Annotated in this window: 15 protein-coding genes; 1 reads left to right on the top strand and 14 read right to left on the bottom strand. The window is 58.1% G+C overall.

Going from position 1 to position 17534, the window contains the following annotated elements:
- Positions 1 to 2: 2 nt before the first annotated feature.
- The 6 genes from J1D76_RS24885 to J1D76_RS24860 form a co-directional block, all read right to left on the bottom strand.
- Positions 3 to 1184, bottom strand: a complete 1182-nt coding sequence (locus J1D76_RS24885) for a Wadjet anti-phage system protein JetD domain-containing protein (RefSeq protein ID WP_421141007.1) — start codon at positions 1182 to 1184, stop codon at positions 3 to 5.
- A complete protein-coding gene (locus tag J1D76_RS24880) occupies positions 1171 to 4545 on the bottom strand; it encodes an ATP-binding protein (protein ID WP_421141006.1) in 3375 nt (1124 codons plus the stop codon). Before J1D76_RS24880 ends, J1D76_RS24885 begins: the two co-directional genes overlap by 14 nt.
- Complete coding sequence (locus tag J1D76_RS24875; RefSeq protein WP_421141005.1) at positions 4542 to 5261, bottom strand: DUF4194 domain-containing protein; 720 nt, start codon at positions 5259 to 5261, stop codon at positions 4542 to 4544. Before J1D76_RS24875 ends, J1D76_RS24880 begins: the two co-directional genes overlap by 4 nt.
- Entirely contained in the window at positions 5248 to 6705 is a 1458-nt protein-coding gene (locus J1D76_RS24870) for a DUF3375 domain-containing protein (RefSeq protein WP_421141004.1), read from the bottom strand. Before J1D76_RS24870 ends, J1D76_RS24875 begins: the two co-directional genes overlap by 14 nt.
- A gap of 176 nt (positions 6706 to 6881) precedes the next feature.
- On the bottom strand, positions 6882 to 7151 hold the full coding sequence (locus tag J1D76_RS24865) for a hypothetical protein (RefSeq protein WP_421141003.1): 270 nt from the start codon (positions 7149 to 7151) through the stop codon (positions 6882 to 6884).
- A 55-nt stretch (positions 7152 to 7206) separates the two neighbouring features.
- Positions 7207 to 7767 (bottom strand): YbhB/YbcL family Raf kinase inhibitor-like protein, encoded by a 561-nt coding sequence (locus tag J1D76_RS24860; RefSeq protein WP_421141001.1) that lies wholly within the window; start codon positions 7765 to 7767, stop codon positions 7207 to 7209.
- Between the two features lie 139 nt (positions 7768 to 7906).
- On the opposite strand from J1D76_RS24860, the gene J1D76_RS24855 reads away from it, so the two are divergent.
- A complete protein-coding gene (locus J1D76_RS24855) occupies positions 7907 to 9430 on the top strand; it encodes an FAD-dependent oxidoreductase (protein ID WP_421141000.1) in 1524 nt (507 codons plus the stop codon).
- Between the two features lie 67 nt (positions 9431 to 9497).
- Here the strand turns inward: J1D76_RS24855 and J1D76_RS24850 are convergent, their stop codons facing one another.
- The 8 genes from J1D76_RS24850 to J1D76_RS24815 all read right to left on the bottom strand — a co-directional run bounded on the left by J1D76_RS24850 (position 9498) and on the right by J1D76_RS24815 (position 17484).
- Positions 9498 to 11006 carry a YdgA family protein gene (locus tag J1D76_RS24850; protein WP_421140999.1) on the bottom strand — a complete coding sequence of 503 codons (1509 nt, stop codon included), beginning with the start codon at positions 11004 to 11006 and terminating at the stop codon, positions 9498 to 9500.
- Positions 11007 to 11287: 281 nt separating this feature from the next.
- Entirely contained in the window at positions 11288 to 11923 is a 636-nt protein-coding gene (locus tag J1D76_RS24845) for an NADH:ubiquinone oxidoreductase subunit N (protein ID WP_421140998.1), read from the bottom strand.
- A gap of 93 nt (positions 11924 to 12016) precedes the next feature.
- Positions 12017 to 13465 carry an efflux transporter outer membrane subunit gene (locus J1D76_RS24840; protein WP_421140996.1) on the bottom strand — a complete coding sequence of 483 codons (1449 nt, stop codon included), beginning with the start codon at positions 13463 to 13465 and terminating at the stop codon, positions 12017 to 12019.
- Entirely contained in the window at positions 13462 to 14349 is an 888-nt protein-coding gene (locus J1D76_RS24835) for an efflux RND transporter periplasmic adaptor subunit (RefSeq protein WP_421140995.1), read from the bottom strand. The genes J1D76_RS24840 and J1D76_RS24835 overlap by 4 nt, the downstream gene beginning before the upstream one ends.
- The gene (locus J1D76_RS24830) at positions 14346 to 14555 is read right to left on the bottom strand and encodes a DUF1656 domain-containing protein (protein ID WP_421140993.1); all 210 of its coding nucleotides are present in this window, start codon (positions 14553 to 14555) and stop codon (positions 14346 to 14348) included. Before J1D76_RS24830 ends, J1D76_RS24835 begins: the two co-directional genes overlap by 4 nt.
- Entirely contained in the window at positions 14552 to 16624 is a 2073-nt protein-coding gene (locus J1D76_RS24825) for an FUSC family protein (RefSeq protein WP_421140992.1), read from the bottom strand. Before J1D76_RS24825 ends, J1D76_RS24830 begins: the two co-directional genes overlap by 4 nt.
- Entirely contained in the window at positions 16621 to 17049 is a 429-nt protein-coding gene (locus J1D76_RS24820; protein ID WP_421141019.1) for a MarR family winged helix-turn-helix transcriptional regulator, read from the bottom strand. The genes J1D76_RS24825 and J1D76_RS24820 overlap by 4 nt, the downstream gene beginning before the upstream one ends.
- Before the next feature lie 189 nt (positions 17050 to 17238).
- Positions 17239 to 17484 carry a DUF2789 domain-containing protein gene (locus J1D76_RS24815; RefSeq protein WP_421140991.1) on the bottom strand — a complete coding sequence of 82 codons (246 nt, stop codon included), beginning with the start codon at positions 17482 to 17484 and terminating at the stop codon, positions 17239 to 17241.
- Positions 17485 to 17534 lie beyond the last annotated feature (50 nt).

Raw genomic sequence — 17534 nt, 5'->3', positions numbered from 1 at the left:
CTTCAACCAGCGATCGAAATATTTAGTATCGCGTTCCAGGCAAAATCCCAACTTATTCGCTCCTGCTCCAGTCGCACATTCTGCCCAATCCTGTTTTGCTTGAGGCTCTCGTAAAGAAGCTGCTCCGAAGCCGAGAGGTTGGGCAATCTCATTGCGGAGTGAGGATCCTTTTCTTCTCCCCAAAGGGACTGATGGGAAAGCAATGTGTGCTCATCCATCATCAGGGTTTGCAACTCTGGAAGATAGCTTCGCGCTCGACTCAAAATAGCGAAGCCATGTGTATCCAAATCGCCCCAGTAGAAACACTTTTTGTTGGCGAGCCAGGGAAGTTGCCCAAGAACGTCGACGGCGTAGCCTAGCCGCATGATAACGATGGCTCCGGGGAGTTCATCGAAGGCCAATCCCGTCTGGAGGTTCTCGACGATGAACACTCGGGTCACGGACAAACTCAAGGCCGATATCTGTTCCAAAGGCGCACTAATATCGCCTAGTCCACCTAATTGACGCCGGAGCAGAGGATCCAGGACCCTCAGGCGCATTAGTTGGGGTAATGGCCTGAGCCCACACCGCTGAAAGAAATCACGACTGCCCTGTGGATCACTTTGTAAGTGAGCCAGAAGTTCGGCCACCAGGGCTTTACGACCATCCAGCCATTTGCTGTCGACACCAGCGATGGGCAATTGTCGGGGGAAGAGGTTTGAGTCGGGATGTTCGCTAATCCAGGTCAACATTTCGATGAGGCGGGTGAAATCCACATCACTGTAGTCAGCCAGCACATTGAAATACCGAGCAACCACCCCGTCCAATACGGGCCATCGTTCGACTAATGCCGCATAACGGTCCAGGGCTCTTGCCCATCGTGCGCTTTCACCGACCCAAACAGCGACGTCTGCAGGCCCCTCCAATAGCAGCCTTTCCGGAACGCGCTGGGTTCCCAGGGATCGCCAACGGCGCTCGCCCCAAACTAAAACGCCTGCACCCTTCCAATTTTGCCAGGCATGTACCCAGCTGAGAACGCCATCAGGTTGGCGCAACGCTTCCTGCTCCGTCGGGACACCCAGATTGATCTCCAAGGGCCAAAAAGAGGGGTGAAGTTCTTGCGCAACATGCACCTGTAACCATTCGCGATGCTTATCCTGAAATTTTCTCGTCAGCTGCGTGTGCACTTCCTTAGGTGTCTTCAACGTTTTCCGCCTCCCTGGCATGCTCCGGCAACTTGAGCCTGCGACGGTCGTCATCGTACTCGATCAACAAGACACCTGAGGTTCGGCGGTCACTGATGTCCACAAAGCAAGCGCCTCCAATAAAGGGCTCCAACGTCATCACTGACTTTAGGGGGGTCGCCACAATCATTTGAAAACCGAAATTGGTAAATATGTTCATTGCCAGCGTTGTGAACTCGTTGTCCGCCTTATCGAAAGCCTCGTCGAGGACAACCGGCGCATACATCGGAACACCGTGTTCGTTACCACCCAATTGGTATCTAAGAGCGGCGGCCAGACAGGTCGTGGCGAGTTTCTGTCGTTGTCCACCCGATTTACCAGCACCACTTCGATAGATTTCGATCTCGGTGCCTTCTTCATCCATTTCACGACCGATGAATTCAACGTGTTGACGTACGTCCAGCACCGCATCACGCCATCGTTTCTGCTCAGGCGCCTGGCTGGAAAGTTTGTCGACGAGTCGACGTAACGTCATAAATCGCGATTCAGCAAACTCACGATCATCCGACCAGGCGTGACGCATGGCTTCCAGGATGTCTTGCTTAAACTCCCGTACAGCGGGCAACTGTCGATCATTGGCGTCGATGTGAAGATACGTTTTCTGGCTGGCGCTCTGGTTGAATGGCACTTGATTGAGACTTTCGTTCACCAATTCCATACGCTCCAGAATCGCCTTTCTGGCGTCATTCAGATACGTAGAGAGTGCCGCAAGATTCTGGTGACTTTGATTGCGCAGCAGATCAAAGAAATGCTGCTCATACGCGGGCAGGCCATCGGTTTCCAATCGAATCAGTTTTGCGAAAAAATCTGCTGCACTCAGCAAGCTAGTGTCCAGATCCCCCGCATCGAGAGGCCACCTGCGCTTGAACTCGGCAAAGTGTTGCTCAACACCGTTGGCGAGCTGACTAATTTTTAAACTGAAATCCCCGATCTCATCACGCATTTTTCTTTCAAGAAGAGTGGTCAGGCGATCGAGATTTTCAAGCCGGACAGTGTCTGGCAGATTGGAGTAACGCTCTGCAAGACCTCGCTGTTGATCGGGCGTCAGTGCAACTAAAGAGTCATCGACTTGAAGGTCCTGAAGTTTTTTCTGCTGAGTGGCAATCAGCACGCTGGTAGATGCTTCAGCAACCTCGATTTCACGTAGCGACTCGCTGGCCTTGTCAATTTGCTTTCTCAACGATTCAATTTGCTCGCCGATTTGTTGCAGAGCAAAATTCCCAGACTGAACATCCCTGATTTGTCGTTCCAATGTCGAGATTCGGTCAAGAACCGCAGCGGCATCAATCTCTTGCCAACGTAAGTTCACCAGCGTCTGCCAATGCATAGCGCGAGCTCGCTGCGCCTTATCGTGATCAACAAGCACTATGAGTTTACGGCTGAGCTCGGCAGAGTGGTCGGCTAACTGCCGTGCCTGTTGTTCGAATAGCTCCAGTTTGTCGCGGTTATTGAAGCCCAATACCCAATTGCGACGGTCATCGACTTTACGGCGATCATCCTTTTCGTGTCGGGTTTTACTATGCTTGATTTGCCCTTCCATTGTGAGGGCTCGCTCCGCGTTTCGGAACATCTGCACGGAGTCAACGCAACTGTAGTTGAATCGTTGCTGCAATTCGTTTTTCAGCCAGTTCGCCTGAGTCCCGTCCTTGACGTTCAGCTTGAGGACAAGAGAGTCATTGCTGATGGGCTTGGATTGAAACGACTCCACCCGCCCTGTGCGGTAATAAACCAGGCGTTTCCCAAGCTGCGTGTTGTTCAGGTGAGTCGACAATGCAGCATAGTGTCGCTCGTCCACTAGCAGTGACAGTGCGAAACCGCGCAAAACCCGTTCTATCGCTCCCTGCCATGACCCCGCATCGGCTTTGACTTCAATCAGCTCCCCGACGAAAGGCAATGCGGTATCCGCCAGGCCGATGGATGAGGCAATCTCATTACGCAGCTCCAACATTTCCGCCGGGATGTTGGACGGTTGGCGCCTTAACGCCTCAACCTCTTTCACAGTGGACGTGAATGCGGTTTCTGCCTGCTGCTTTTCGCTGGTAAGCCGGACCTGCTGCCCCAGGCAATCATTGCTTCCACTTTCCCATTGCTCAATTTCTTCCCGCGCCTCACCTACCTGCTCAGCGAATCCCTGAGGCGTCTCCCGTAAGCTCCAGCCAAGTTTTTTACAAGCCTCGTTGGCCTGTTCACGCTTACGCAATCGTTCGGCTCGCTGCTCTGCGAGTGTTGCAATTTCGGTCTTCCATTGCTCGATCTGGTCCCCACCCATTTCTCGGTGCTGACGCTCCAGATCATGTAACCCGGTTGTATGGTTACTGAGAATTGCTTTACGACGGTCCCGCTCTCCTTGCTGCCCTTCAGATTGAATGAGTAGTTCCGCGATATGTTTCTCTAACAGGTCAATGCGCAGCGTTTCTCGATAGCTGTCGATTCCCGCCTGCAACTCTTGAAGACCACTACGCTCAAGCTGCAGTGTTTGCATCCCTTCATGCATGTCGCGCGCCGGAACAAGAGTCTGGACCTGCTCACGAGCAGTGACCACCGCCTGATGCGCACCGTTAAGCTCTGCGAACTCACTCACCAACCGGTCGGCCACCTCAAAGGTCGGGGGTTTGTCGAGCATGAAATCACGGAGGAACGTATTGAGATCTCCCAGATTTTTGGCCGATTGCGTTTTATGAAGCAATCGAAGCGCCATTTCGCTCTCTATTCCAAGAATTCGGCAAAAGCGTTCGCAGTAAGCCCGAAATTTGTTTTGGCTGAAGGCCTCGGGGAATGCTTGATTCAGCTTACGGACGTCAAAATTCCATTGTGCAAACGCGTCCAGCTCACGTAGTTCGAAATCTCTCTCGAAAATCAGGTACTGAAGGCTGACGTCAGTTAAACCGTTGGCATTGCCACGTATCCAGAAAAGTCGAACGAGCACGACCTTCTGGCCAAGTTCATTGCGGTAAGTGAGCGCCAAAGCCGACCAAGTCGTTCCCGTGCGCAGATAGCGAGTAGCGATTTCGCCGGATTCGCCATCTTTTTGCTCAGCCCAGGCACCCCGCACGTAGCTGACCAGATTACGGTCCCGACCGGTCTTCTCCGCCTCGCGCGCGGCCGCGTTGAAATCCACCCACTGAGGCGGAACCAACAAAGCGGAAAACGCATCTAGCAATGTCGATTTTCCTGCACCAGAACGACCGACAAAGAGAAAACCACGATCTGCGATAGGAACGTCGTGGATACCGGAAAATGTGCCCCAGTTGAAGACCTGCAACCGCGACATACGGAACTGCTCTCGTTCAAACAACAGGCCTGTTTGAGGAACTGAAATCATTCGTTTACTCCTTGGTCTTGAGTAAAGTTGTCCTGATCCCTGGACAACTCGCCCGCAGCCATTCGCTGATACAGGCTAGTAAGAAGCTGTATTTCCTCTGCTGAAAAAAGTAGCTTCAGAGTGGGAGAAATTTCGAATCGATCCGCGCCGTGGCGGATTTTCTGCAAAATGCTGTGTTTTTTGATTTTCTCAATGGAAGCGTATATCCGCTTGGTAAATCCCGCACGATCAGTACTTCCGGCCCGCTCATACAAATGAAGAAACTCGACGATTTCTTCAACCGAGACAACAGCCCGCTCTCCTCGGGCCTCAGCTTGAGTCAGCAAGTGCCGTAGATGTAGCAGCAGAATGGAGTCAATGAAGGTTAAATGGGCACGGCGAAGTAGTCTGGGGACCTCCAGGTCTCCGGTGTCTGCCTGGCGGGTAAAGGCCACTTCCAGATCAACATCAATGACCAGTTCCAGAAACAAATCTGCAAGGCGACGGCGAATCACCGCCTCATCACGAATCAGCACCGGCCAGAGCTTTGAGTGCCGTCTTCCATCCAAAGAAGGCCCCGCAAGCAGTTGTACTAATGCACGTCGAGTATCAAGCGGTAATTCACCACTGTCGTTAACGAACAATACATTTGCGTTTTCGTGTTCAACTGGCTTCGGGGGCTCGCTTTCCGGCTCAGAATCCGGCAATCCTGGAGGGAAGTGTTCAGACCAGTTCATCAATTCGCTCCCTTGTGAATATGAGAGTGGGTATGCGAGCCCCACGTGCGCGATTGTCACCCCCCAGCCAGTTCACCATTTCGTGGCTTTGGCCCCTGAAACCGTGACGGCTGCCGAGTGCCAGTAGTCCGATTACACTTCCAAGCCCCTGTTCAGCAGGAAACAGCTCAAGGACCTCTGCAATGGTTGCCTGAGCTCTGAGGGTGAGTACCTCACGAACATTAGCTTTTAGGGTGCGAAAATCGATCTCCGACTGGGCTACCAGATTTCCCACAGACTCCAAATCGATGGGTGGGGCCTCGCCTTCATGCATTTGATCCGGTAAAGCCTGTAGAGAGGGGTCGTAGAGTCCCCATTGGGAATAGGACCAGATTTTGGCGCTGGTCAAATCCAGGCTGTAGTTCAATGCTTCTGTGGCCTTGACCTCATCCTTCAATGCCAATGCTGCACGTTGAGCCTCTTTGAGCAGTTGGTTCAGGCGTCGCTGCTCAAGGTACTCACGACTTTGTACGAAATGCCGAAGGCTGCGAGCAAAGGTTTGCAGAACCTCGTGGACCGCTCCTCCCTGTTCCAGCAGATTACGCGTCATACGAAGCAAAAAACGCCGGTCTTTGCCGTCCAGAAGGGATACAAACTCCCTCGACATCACGCTATCCAACGCTTGGTCTAGAGTGGCCGCCTGTTCGGGATCCGTGAGTAATCGCCAAAACGCAGAAAATGTTCTACCCGCCTCACTTTCACCGATCAGGTCTATCCCGGCGAAAAGATCGCCAAGTGTGTCTCCTCGATTGCCATCGTTGTCCATGATCCGCTCCCTCAACCCTCGATTGAGCTGGTCGAATTGATCGCGGACGCGGCGAAAGTCTCCTGTCAGGCCATCAGCTAATGCGATAATTTCGCGTGCTCGCTCCACCGCTGATGCATCGGCAAGCACTCGGATCGTCCCATCCTGAATGGCTTCTATTTCTTTGCTGATACGAGCCTGCTCAGTTAATAAGCGATCGATACGGCGATGTTTATCCTGATCGGTATCCTCGGCCAAATGAACGAGCGCCTGAATAACCAACGCCAAACGGCTCTCTGTTGCCGCCGAGTAAGGCTGCTCAATGTTTGAAACAAAACGAACTGCCTCTACAGCAGCCGTAGTCAGCTCGTACTCTTCCTCTGAAGCACCCGGAGGAAAACGTCTCTCGAGGTACCCGTCCGCCAGCCATCCCGCAACATAGATCTGTGCTGTCGCCAGCTTTTCACCTCGCGCCCGTAGCTCTTCGAGCTCTCGTTCAATACGCTCGTGAAAGATAGAGGCCGGCAGACTACGGTCGTTCTCATAGAGAAGAGTCTGAAGCAACCCCAAGACCAGAGGACCGTGGTCCGATGCTAGAAGCCGCCATAGAGGCAAGGTCCTCAAACGACGATAGGTGGCAATGGTTTTCTCGGCCTTCATTGGTGGCTCCCAGGAAGCGATGCCCCATGGTAACTACAAACTTTAACCAAACTACCGTTTGAACAGTGGTTCCGAACAATCTCGGAAATGGACTACCAAAATTCGTTAAAAATCATTCATTCGATCCTACGCACCGGCCAGGCAATAAACAAAAAAACCGCCGAAGCGGTTTTTTTTCATTCTGTCGTCCAGTCAAACTCGTCGTACTCATCATCGTCCTCGTCCTCCTCGAAGAACTCTTCTTCAAGGTCGTCGTCTTCAACAATGTCTTCTTCCGGCTGGTTCAGCAGAAAATCCTTGCGGCTCTCGGTAATTGCTCGCCGCAGTTCCTCACCCTTTTGTGGGCAGTTGAGCATTTGGGCGATGCGGTCGATTTTTTTTGTCACGGCATCCTCCAACGCATCGACTATGAACTGATAGTGCGCGCTTTCGGGGGTGGATGCCAAATCCCCGAAGGCGGCGCACTGCAGCTTGCTGTTAGGGTGCTGAGGCGATCAGCCTTCAGCGGTGATAGCGCCGTACCACGCTGCTGTTTCTGAGGACGTGGCCTTTGATTTTTTCCAGCAGTTGCGCACGGGTCAGGCCGGCGGGCAAGGCGTCCGGGGCCAGGTCCAGGGCGTAGATCTGGATGATGTAGTGATGCGCGCTGTCGCCAACCGGTGGGCAAGGGCCGACGTAACCGGTGGTTTTCTTGGTGTTGGTACCGCCCAGGCCCTCGAGGCCGGGTTTGGTGCCGGCGCCGGCCGGGAGCTGGTGGGTGCTGGCCTTGATGCCGTAATGCACCCAATGATCGACGCCCTGGCCTTTCTGGCCGTCCGGATCGTGCATGACGATGGCATAGCTTTGGGTGGCGACCGGGCCGGTGTTCCAGTTCAGCGCCGGAGAAATGTTGTGGCCGCCGCAGCCCGCGGAGTCGCTGGCCGCGGCCGACGTGAACAGACGGTCATCGGAGACACCGGGAATATTCAGGGTAAAGCGTTCCTGTGCCTGCGCCGGGAATTGCACGCAAAGGGCAACTGCCAAGGCGGCGAGCCAAGGGTTCAATGAGGTCAATCGGGTCATACCGGAGCACCTTGTGCGTGTTGGGCCGTCGTCGGCGTGCAAACTATAGCCGGACCGTTCGCGCCGTGGCAGTGGGATTTGGCTGAACCTCACCATCAGCCGCAGACTCGAACGAGAAATACCTGCCTGGAGAGCGATCATGACGATGCATCGCGTTGCCCGTTTCGCCGATGTACCCCAGGACCGAGGCCTGGAGGTGGACGTCGAGGACAGCAAGATCATCCTGCTGCGGGTCGGCGATCAATTGCGCGCCTATCAAGGGCAATGCCCGCACGCCGGAGCACCGCTGGCTGACGGAGCGATGTGCAATGGCCGGTTGACCTGCCCGTGGCACAAGGCGCAGTTTCGTATCGAGGATGGCGGCCTCTGTGAGCCGCCCGCCCTGGACAGTCTCAAGCGCTACCCGCTTGAAGTTCGCGAGGGCGAAGTCTGGATCGACAGCGAGCCACTGCCGGACGCCCACACGCCACCAGCGGACGATCCGCAAACCTTTGTGATTGTCGGTGCCGGCGCCGCCGGGACAGCGGCCGCCGCGGCATTGCGGGAAAAAGGCTTCGGCGGCCGGGTGCTGCTGCTCGACCATGAGGCGGGTGCCGGTTACGACCGCACCGTGCTGAGCAAATTCGTGATCGCCGGGGAAACCGCGCCGCAGGACGTCCCGGCGTTGCGCGAAGAGGATTTTTACCGCGAACAGCGGATCGAACGGCGCCACGCACGGGTGGCGAGCCTGGATGCACCGAACAAGACGCTGCATCTGGCCGACGGGCAATCACTGCAATACGACGCGGCATTACTGGCCACCGGCGGCATCCCCAAGCCGTTGCAGTTGCCTGGAGCGGATTTGCCGCAAGTGTTCGTGCTGCGTTCAAAAGCGCACGCGGAGCAAATATTGAACAGCGCCCGACCGGGTCAACGGGCAGTCATCATCGGCGACAGCTTTATTGCCATGGAGTCCGCGTCCGCCCTGCGCGAGTATGGTTTGGAGGTCACCGTGCTCGCGCGCCACGAGGTGCCCTTCGCCAAACAATTCGGTGACACCGTGGGTAAAGCGATCCTCGCGCGGCATGTGGCCCACGGCGTGGTCTATCACACTCAAGGCTCGGCAGCGCGCATTGAAGGTTCAGACAAGGTCGAAGCCGTCCTCCTGGACAACGGCCAGCGCTTGCCGGCCGATCTGGTGCTGGTGGGCATCGGCGTGACGCCGGCCACCGAGCCGTTTGCTGACTTGCCCCAGGAGAAAGACCATTCACTGCGTGTCGATGGCGGGATGCGCGTGACCGAGGGGCTTTGGGCGGCCGGCGACATCGCCACCTTCGCGCTCAATGGCCAGCCCCGGCGCATCGAACATTGGCGCCTGGCCCAGCAACAGGCGCGGATCGCGGCGGCGAACATGCTCGGTGGCGACGAACATTATCTCGACGTGCCGTTCTTCTGGACCTGGCATTTCGGCAAGAACTACGACTACCTCGGCCACGCCGAACATTGGGATGAGGTCGAATTCAAAGGGGACCCGTACCATCCGCCGTTTATTGGCCTGTTCGGCAAGAAGGGTGTGGTAGTGGCTGCCGTAGCTTGCGACGAAGAGCGGGCGATGGCGATGCTTGCCGAGCGGATGAAGCAGCCGCTGCCGCTGGATGAGGCATGGCGCCTGGTCCGCGGATAAAAGCACACAGCAAAACGCCCGGCGTCTGCGTCAAGAAGAAACCGGGCGTTGTCTGGCAGGACGTGTGTTACTGCTGCTCGGAGGCCGGGGCCGCGAACTTGCTCATGACAAAACCGGCAAATTCTTCGACGGTCATTTTCTGGCCATTGAAATCCACCTGATTGTTGGCGTAATGCAATTTGCTGACGATGTTGTTGCCATCCACGGTGGCCAGTTGGCTGCCGACGGCCATGCTGCTGAACATGTCGGCGGTGGCGTTGGCCTGATCGGCAATCAGCTTGGCGTCGGTCTGGCCGTCGATTTGCGACTGCACGCTGAGCAGATCGATCAGCATCGGCTTGGATACTTGCAGGTTGAAGTCCAGCAGCGCAATCAGCTGCCTGACCAATTGATCGGTCGGCAGATCGATGGCTTGTGGCTTGGTCAGGTCGAGCACCAGGTTGGCATGGCTCTCGCCATTGACGGTGTTGAACGACAGGTTTTCCAGCGCCACTTGCGGGCCGGCTGCCAGCAGTTTTTCGAGGCTGGACTTGAGTAGCGCCTCTTCGGCTTCGGTGAGTTTCAGTTCCGGCGCCGGTTGCCCGGCGGCCGTCGCTTCGGCGGCAGCCCGTTCGTAGGGTTGCAGTTTGGTCTGGTAGACCTGCATCAACGACAGGGTCGCCGGGATGTCGAGGTTCTTCACGCTCATGGCCAGCGCACCGGAACCGATGGTCTTGCCGTTCAGGGACACGTCAGCGACCCTGTAATCGGCACGCCCGGAAGCGCTGGTGCCCTTCTCTTCCGTCAGGTTTTTCATTTCGAACTTCTTGAAGTCCAGCACCGACTGCTTGACGCCGAAGGTCGACTTACCGCTGGCCAGCTCAAGGACGTTTTCGCCGGTGTAGAAACCGTAGGTGCTTTTTGTCAGGTTGCTGGCCAGGGTCAGGCCGCTCAGTTCAACCTGCACCGGTGCCTGGTCCTCGGAGACTGTGGTCACTTTAAGGCTGTCCATGTAGCCGTCAGCCTTGACCTTCTGCGCCATGGCGCTGGCATCGACGTTCATGTTCAGGCCGGAGAATTTCATGCTCGACTTGTCATCCAGCGCCATTTCCAGCGACTGCAACTCGATCGTGCCATTGGCCGCGTTGTCGTAGCCGATGTTGACCACACCGGTCAGCGGCGATTTGTCCTTGGCGGCGACGAACCATTTTTCGGTGAGCGGGGTCCGCTCCAGTTCGTAGTGACTGGTGGCCATGACCGGCAACAGCTTGAGCGACATCAGTCGCGAGAACGGCAACGGGCCGTGTTCGATGTGATCGACGAACAGCAGCTCGATGGGCGTTTCGCCGAACATCTCGCCTTCGCCCTTGAGGCGATAGTGCGCGGTGCTGCTGAAGACATGACGCTCCAGCGAGACCAGTTCCAGCGACGCGGTGCCGTTGGAGCCGACCATGGCAGCCTGGATCTCTTTGTTCGCATCGGCAATCGAGTTGTTGAGCACGCCTTCGATCTTGGTACCGGTGAACCAGGCCCCACCTGCGCTGACAGCACCGATTGCGACAACAATTCCCAGTAGCACGCCTGCTGATTTATTCATGTATGACCCGTTCAATGTCCGTTGTTGAAAGTGCGGTCGTCTTCCCTGAACCCGTGGCGGGTTGCGGCTCGACTGTGCTGAAAGTGCATTGGAGATTAGCACCGGGCACGACGAACGGCCCAATGATTAAAGGTGAAAGAGTGTCTTGGGGGGCCCATATAGGGTTGAGCATTTCGGTGGATGTTCTGGCGCTATCGCTGGCAAGCCAGCTCCTACAGGTATGAGGTGATCCTTGTAGGAGCTGGCTTGCCAGCGATGGCGGCAGAACAGCCAACAAAAGATCAGGAATACTGGACCTCGATCTCATCCAGCTGATGATCAAAACTCTTGAGCCGCGCCGTCCAGGTGTACACCAGCACTTCGAAATCGCGATTGATCACCGCCCCGCCCGTCACATCCGCGCGCGGATCGCAGAAGTCCAGTTGATAGCGCTCGCGGGCCATGGCGGTGGCGACATCGGCCAATTCGCGGGCGTTACTGAGCCAGTGATGCCCGTCGTCGGCCACTTGTCGGTCCAGCTCCAGGCATTGTTTTTTCAGGGTCTCGAGGCTTTTTTCCAGCGGCGTGCCGGTCAGTTCGCCCATGACTTCCTGGAACGTGCGCCCCGGTTGCCAGTAGCTGCCCCAGAAATACCGGTCGAACACCGTTTCGACGCGGCGCAAGGCAACCTTGGTGTCCCAGATCAGCACCAGGGTCTTGCCTTGTTCGAGTTGTCTTTTCTTGATGCGTTGATTCTGGACCGAAGCCCAGGCCACCACGGCGACCGATATCACCGCAATCAGCGCGACCGCGCTGTCAAGGAACGCCAACGCCTTGTCGATCTGGTGGGCCAGCATGATGCCGTAGAAATAGGTGGCCGACAGCAGCACTAATGCTACGAGGGCGCACCAGAAGCCGAGAGCATAAGGGTTTTTCATTATTGGTTTCCCCCAGACCTGCGCGAGCTTTGTGCGAAGAAAGGGCGCTTTTCACGGGGCGCCCCTCCAACACTTCAAAGCATAGCAACGGCCTCAGGGTTTGCTGGCGTTCGACGCTTGCGTTCGTCCGCTTTCCCAACCGCCGCCCAAGGCAAGGAACAAATCGATCTGGCTGGCGGCAACCTGGGTGTTCGCCGCCGCCAGTTGCGCGGTGACGTCGATGTAGGTGCGGGTGGCTTGCAGGTCGGCCAGGAACGAGGCGCGACCGGCCTGGAAGAAGCGGTGAGTCTGGTCGGCCGCCAGTTTCGCCGATTGTTCGGCATCGGCCAGCGCATCGCGGCGTTGCAGCTGTGCCGTGTACTGAGCCAGGCCGGTCTGGGTTTCGCGAATGGCGTTGAGCACCACGCCATCGAAATGCGCGAGCGTGCCCTGGGTCACCGCTTCGGCTTCGCGGATGCGGGCCCGGGCGCCGTTGGTCGGCACATTCCAGGTCAGTGACGGACCGAAGCCCCAGCGGTTGGTGGAAGGGTCGCCGAGGTCGTCGAGAATACCGACGGTGCCGATGGTCGCGCCAATGCTGATGTTCGGGTACAGCTCACCCGTGGCCACGCCGATGCCAGCGGTCGCGGCTGCCAGTCGGCGCTCGGCCTGACGCACATCGGGGCGACGCTTGAGCAATGCGGCGCCATCGCCCACCGGGACCAGTTGGGCGATTTTGGGCAATTCGTCGCAAGTGGCGGTGCCGGCCGGCAGTTGATCCACCGGCTTGGCCAGCAACATCGACAGGCGATACAACCCCGCCTGGCGTGCAGCTTCGTAGCGCGGCATATCGGCGCGCAGGGATTTGAATTGGGTTTGCGAACGGGTGACCTGGGTTTCGTCGCCTCGCCCGGCATCGCGCAGGCGCTGGATCAGCGTGGTGCTCTGGCTCTGCAGGTCGAGGGAGTGCTGGGCAATTTCCCGCTCCTCATTGGCGGCGCACACTTGGGTGTAGGCGCGCACCACGTCGGCGACGACGGTGATGCGTGCGGTATCGGCGGCGGCTTGAGTGGCATCGGCATTGGCCTTGGCCGCTTCGATGCCGCGTTGCAAGGTGCCAAACAGGTCGAACTGGTACGACGCGGAAATGCCGATATCACCGATGTTGGCCACCGGGACCTTTTCCGGAATCAGGAACGCCTGGCCGGCCTCCTGCAAGCGCTGGGCACCCATTTTCACGCCGCCGCTCCAACCGCCGGCCGCCTGGGCTTCATCGACTTGGGCGCGAGACCGCGACAGGCTGGCCGCCGCCACGCGCAAGTCGGTGTTGGAGGCCATGGCCTGCTGCACCAATTGGTCGAGTCGCGGGTCCTTGTACAGGCGCCACCAATCGGCAGGCACCGGATCGGAAACCACCGGTTTACCCGCTACCGCAAGGTCGCCCTGCAAATCTGGTCGCTGGACCGCCGCCTCCTTGGGCAAATGATAATCCGGGCCGACCACCTGACACGCCGACAGCAGCAAGCCTAAGCCGGCGACCGCCAAACCCGAGGCCTTGCTCATTGCTCGAGCTCCCGTTTGTTGTCGTCGATGATCGAAACGGTGGCTGTGCGCCCGGCAATCATGCGGAAATCCGCCGGCACGTCATCGAAGGCGATCCGCACCGGGATTCGCTGCGCCAGCCGCACCCAACTGAACGCCGGGTTGACGTTGGGCAGCAGGTTGTTGCCGCTGGTACGGTCGCGGTCCTCGATGCCGGCGACGATGCTTTCCACATGCCCGCGCAAGCGCGCGTTGTCGCCAATCACCCGGATATCGACGCTCTGGCCGATGTGAATGCCGTTCAGCTTGGTCTCTTCAAAATAGCCGTCGATGTGGAACGAATTGCTGTCGACCACCGACAGCACCGGCCGCCCGGCGCTGACGAACTCCTGGGCCCGTGGCGCACGGTCGTTGACGTAGCCGTCCACCGGGCTGCGAACCACTGAGCGGTCGAGGTTGAGTTGCGCGCTGTCCACCGCGACCTGGGCTTCCATCAACGCCACTTGGGCGCGAGCGACTTTCGACTGGCTTTCTTCGAGCTGCTCGCCCGGCACCAGATTGCCCAAACCTTTGTTGCGCTTGGCTTCGCGCTGGGCCTGGGCCAGGGTTTCTTCGCGATCGGCGACGGCAGCCTTGGCCTGGCGCAACGCCAGTTTGAAGCGGTCCTGATCGATGCTGAACAGCACCTGGCCGCGCTTGACCAGTTGGTTGTCGCGCACTTCCACCTGCTGGATCAGCCCGGAGACGTCCGGCGCGATTTGCACGATGTCGGCGCGGATGTGCCCGTCGCGGGTCCAGGGCGCGAACATGTAGTACATCACCATGCGCCAGACCACGACAACGGCGAAGCTCACGATCAACAGGGTCAGCAATACGCGACCCAGGGTTAGAAACGGTTTTTTCATGTCATCAGGTATCGACTGAGTGAATCCACGGCGCCAAGCAGCAAGGCGTAGAGAGCCACGTTGAACAATGCCCGGTGCCAGACCAGACGGTAAAAGTGCAGGCGCGTCAGCACCCCGTGCACCAACAGGTACAACACATACGTAATGCCCATCAGCACCAGCAGCGTGGGCAGGAACACGCCGCTCAGATCCACATCACCGATCATAAAGGTGCTCCATCAATGCCATGGGGAAGCGGCTCTTCGGACTCGGCGGAACCGACGAATTCGACGCCCGGCAGCAGCGCCAGGCGCAAGCCACTGAGGGCATGCAGCAGATGCCGACGGGTTTGATCATCACCGGCACCGCTGAGGGCACGGCGCGTGCGGTCGAGGGTCATCAGCAGCGGACTCGGCGCCGGCAAGCGTTCACCAGCCTTGAGACACGCCTGGAAATACTCGCCCACTTCTGTCACGACCTGACGCAGCAGCACTTGCGGCAACCCGAGGATACGCGGTGTGTAGGCGAGCAGATCGAGCAGGTTCAATGCCACCCGCACTTCGCGCAGGGCCACGCCGGAATCCTGACCGGTCATGGCCAGGCGCGGCAGATGCTGCATCAACCGGTCGAGCATCTTGATGCCCAACAATCGATGCTCAGAGAGGGTGGCCGGCTCGGAGAGGCTGACAATGTCACGCCAACTGAAACGGGTCAGGCGCTTGGCCGCCAGTTCGGCACCGAACGGTCGGGCGATCAGGGTCCAGATGAACGCGAACAGCAAGCCCATGGGGCCGGCCAGGTTGGAATTGGCGAAGCTGAGAAAGTCCGCGTCGTAAGCGCCCTGAATGCTGATGAAGGACGAGGTGTTGACCAGCGTCAGCAGCATGCCCAGGTAAAACTGCGGCTTGACCGTTAGCGTGCCGATGCAAATGAATGGCACGGCAAACGCCAGCACCAGCATCGGAAAATCATGCAGGTTAGGCAGCACCAGAAACAGGTAGAGGCTGGCGAGCAGCACCGACATCGCCGTCCAGAAAAAGAACCGGTAGATCTGTGGCGCCGGATCGTCCATCGAGGCGAAAAAGCTGCACGCCACCGCCGCCAGGATCACTGCGCTGCCGCCATCGGTCCATCCGAGCAGAATCCACAACACTGACGCCACAATAATCGCCAAAACGGTGGACGCGGCGGAATAGAGCATCAGGCCGCGATCCAGAAACGGCGTCAGCCGTCCCAGGCGCCAGTGGCGATAGACCGCACGCCAGCTGTCCTGGCTTTCGCACTGGATGGCGTGTTGCAGGCTGCGGCAGTCCTGCCACAAATCGATCCACTCGCCGAGACGGTAAATGGCGTTGGAGAACAGCAGTTGCTTGCGGTCATCCAGCGCTTCGGGTGTGGGTTGCAACGCTTCAAGTCGATCCTTGAGCGCCTGCCAGCGCTCGAGATCGGCGTCCTTGTGTTCAAGCCATTCGGTGGTGGCGGCCAGCAACGGTGCGAACTTCTCCACAAGCTCCGGCGTACGTCGTTCCAAGGCGTAGAGGGCGTCGTCGAGGGCGTCGATGACCGGCAACAGATGAATCATTCGCCCGCGCAGTTCCTTGGTGTTGCGCACGGTCTGCGGGCGGGAGCCTTCGTGGGGCAACTGGCCGATCATCAACTCCAGGCTGTTGAACGTCGCGACCATCGAGCCGCGCAACCCACTGACTTCTTCAGGCTGCACGTTGCGGCTGAGAAAACGCAGGCTGTAGGTCGATGCATCGGCGAACCACTTGCTGACCGAATCGTTGAACACCGGCGCCAGGCGCCGTGGCCAGAACATCGCGCCGACCACCGCCGCCACGGCGATGCCGAGGAAGATTTCCTCGGTGCGCGCTTCGGCCACGTCCCATACCCCCAGCGGGTTGTTCACCACCGGCAAGGCAATCAACGGCAAGGTGTAGCCAGCGAGCATCAAGGCGTAGTTGTTGGCCGTGCGCAAATGCAAGGACAGGAACAACAGCGTGCCGGTCCACAACGCAATCACCACCACCAGCACCCACGGGCTCTGCACGAACATCGGCACGAACAACACCGCCGCCGCGGCACCCACAAAAGTGCCGATCGCCCGGTACAACGCCTTGGACGTGGTGGGGCCCAGAAACGGGTTGGAAACGATGTACACCGTGGCCATCGCCCAGTACGGGCGCGGCATCTGCATCAGCAAGGCGATGTACAGCGCGATCATCGATGCGGCGAAAGTGCGGACCCCATAGAACCAGTCCCGCGCCGGGGGCATGCCTGCAAAAAATCCGTTCAAGGGTGGGCCACCGATGGCGGCGTGGCCGCTTCAAAAGCTCTCAGTACCCGCAGCGTAGCTTCCAGATCACTCTGGTCAATGCCTTCCAGGACTTCGTGGCGCAAGCGCACCAGCTCGATTTCCACCGCTTGCACCAGCTCACGACCGGTTGCGGTCAGGCTCAGGCATTTGGCGCGGCGGTCCTGGGCATCTTCGGTACGGCACACGTAGCCGCCCTGGCACAGCTGATCCAAAAGGCGCACCAGCGATGGGCTCTCCATCCCCGCCGCCTGCGCCACCGTTACCTGACGCACGCCCTCGCCCAGGCGCCCTATCATCAATAGCGGAACGGCGCAGGCTTCGGAGATGCCATAGTTGGCCAAGGTGGTCTGGCAAATTTTACGCCAATGCCTGGCGGCCACCACCATGGCGCTGCTGATGTTCATCTGGAGAAGGTCGAGGGGATTGGGCACGAGATCAACACTGTTAGTTTGCTAACTATCAATATCGCATTGGAGGGGATTTGTCGTCAAGTTTTGAAACACTTCAGCGTCGCTTCGCTCGTTCGTAGACTTCGCTGCGCTCACGTTTACCCTCATTCCCCAGCAATCGGGAAACCGGTTGCCGGTCCGATTTCACACCCCCCGCCCCTTCCTCAACAGCACATCCAGCTGATCCACCACCTCCGCCCAATCCGCGTCATCAAGAATCTCGCCGCGCAAAAGATCCGCCTGGCACGGGCTCCAGAAAAATGCGTCCGCCAGATGCAGATCGGGCTTGAGCGGTGAATGAGTGGCGATGAATTTGTCGATGCTTTCGGCGTCGTCCGCCAGGCCGAGTTGCTTGAACAGGGAGGGAAGGCTGTGGGTCGGGTTTTCCATAGTGAACTCCTGATGTCAAATTAAGGAACCGTTGCGTGGTTATTCGCGAG

The sequence above is a fragment of the Pseudomonas sp. NFX15 genome (assembly GCF_049132105.1).
GTDB lineage: Bacteria > Pseudomonadota > Gammaproteobacteria > Pseudomonadales > Pseudomonadaceae > Aquipseudomonas.
Note: the sequence above shows the minus strand (reverse complement) of the source record. Positions and strands in the feature narration are given on the sequence as shown.

What these genes read in the sequence shown, in the direction of transcription:
- J1D76_RS24880 (WP_421141006.1), bottom strand. Translation starts at nt 4,545, where the DNA reads ATGATTTCAGTTCCTCAAACAGGCCTGTTGTTTGAACGAGAGCAGTTC.
- J1D76_RS24875 (WP_421141005.1), bottom strand. Translation starts at nt 5,261, where the DNA reads ATGAACTGGTCTGAACACTTCCCTCCAGGATTGCCGGATTCTGAGCCG.
- J1D76_RS24870 (WP_421141004.1), bottom strand. Translation starts at nt 6,705, where the DNA reads ATGAAGGCCGAGAAAACCATTGCCACCTATCGTCGTTTGAGGACCTTG.
- J1D76_RS24860 (WP_421141001.1), bottom strand. Translation starts at nt 7,767, where the DNA reads ATGACCCGATTGACCTCATTGAACCCTTGGCTCGCCGCCTTGGCAGTT.
- J1D76_RS24855 (WP_421141000.1), top strand. Translation starts at nt 7,907, where the DNA reads ATGACGATGCATCGCGTTGCCCGTTTCGCCGATGTACCCCAGGACCGA.
- J1D76_RS24850 (WP_421140999.1), bottom strand. Translation starts at nt 11,006, where the DNA reads ATGAATAAATCAGCAGGCGTGCTACTGGGAATTGTTGTCGCAATCGGT.
- J1D76_RS24845 (WP_421140998.1), bottom strand. Translation starts at nt 11,923, where the DNA reads ATGAAAAACCCTTATGCTCTCGGCTTCTGGTGCGCCCTCGTAGCATTA.
- J1D76_RS24840 (WP_421140996.1), bottom strand. Translation starts at nt 13,465, where the DNA reads ATGAGCAAGGCCTCGGGTTTGGCGGTCGCCGGCTTAGGCTTGCTGCTG.
- J1D76_RS24835 (WP_421140995.1), bottom strand. Translation starts at nt 14,349, where the DNA reads ATGAAAAAACCGTTTCTAACCCTGGGTCGCGTATTGCTGACCCTGTTG.
- J1D76_RS24830 (WP_421140993.1), bottom strand. Translation starts at nt 14,555, where the DNA reads ATGATCGGTGATGTGGATCTGAGCGGCGTGTTCCTGCCCACGCTGCTG.
- J1D76_RS24820 (WP_421141019.1), bottom strand. Translation starts at nt 17,049, where the DNA reads ATGAACATCAGCAGCGCCATGGTGGTGGCCGCCAGGCATTGGCGTAAA.
- J1D76_RS24815 (WP_421140991.1), bottom strand. Translation starts at nt 17,484, where the DNA reads ATGGAAAACCCGACCCACAGCCTTCCCTCCCTGTTCAAGCAACTCGGC.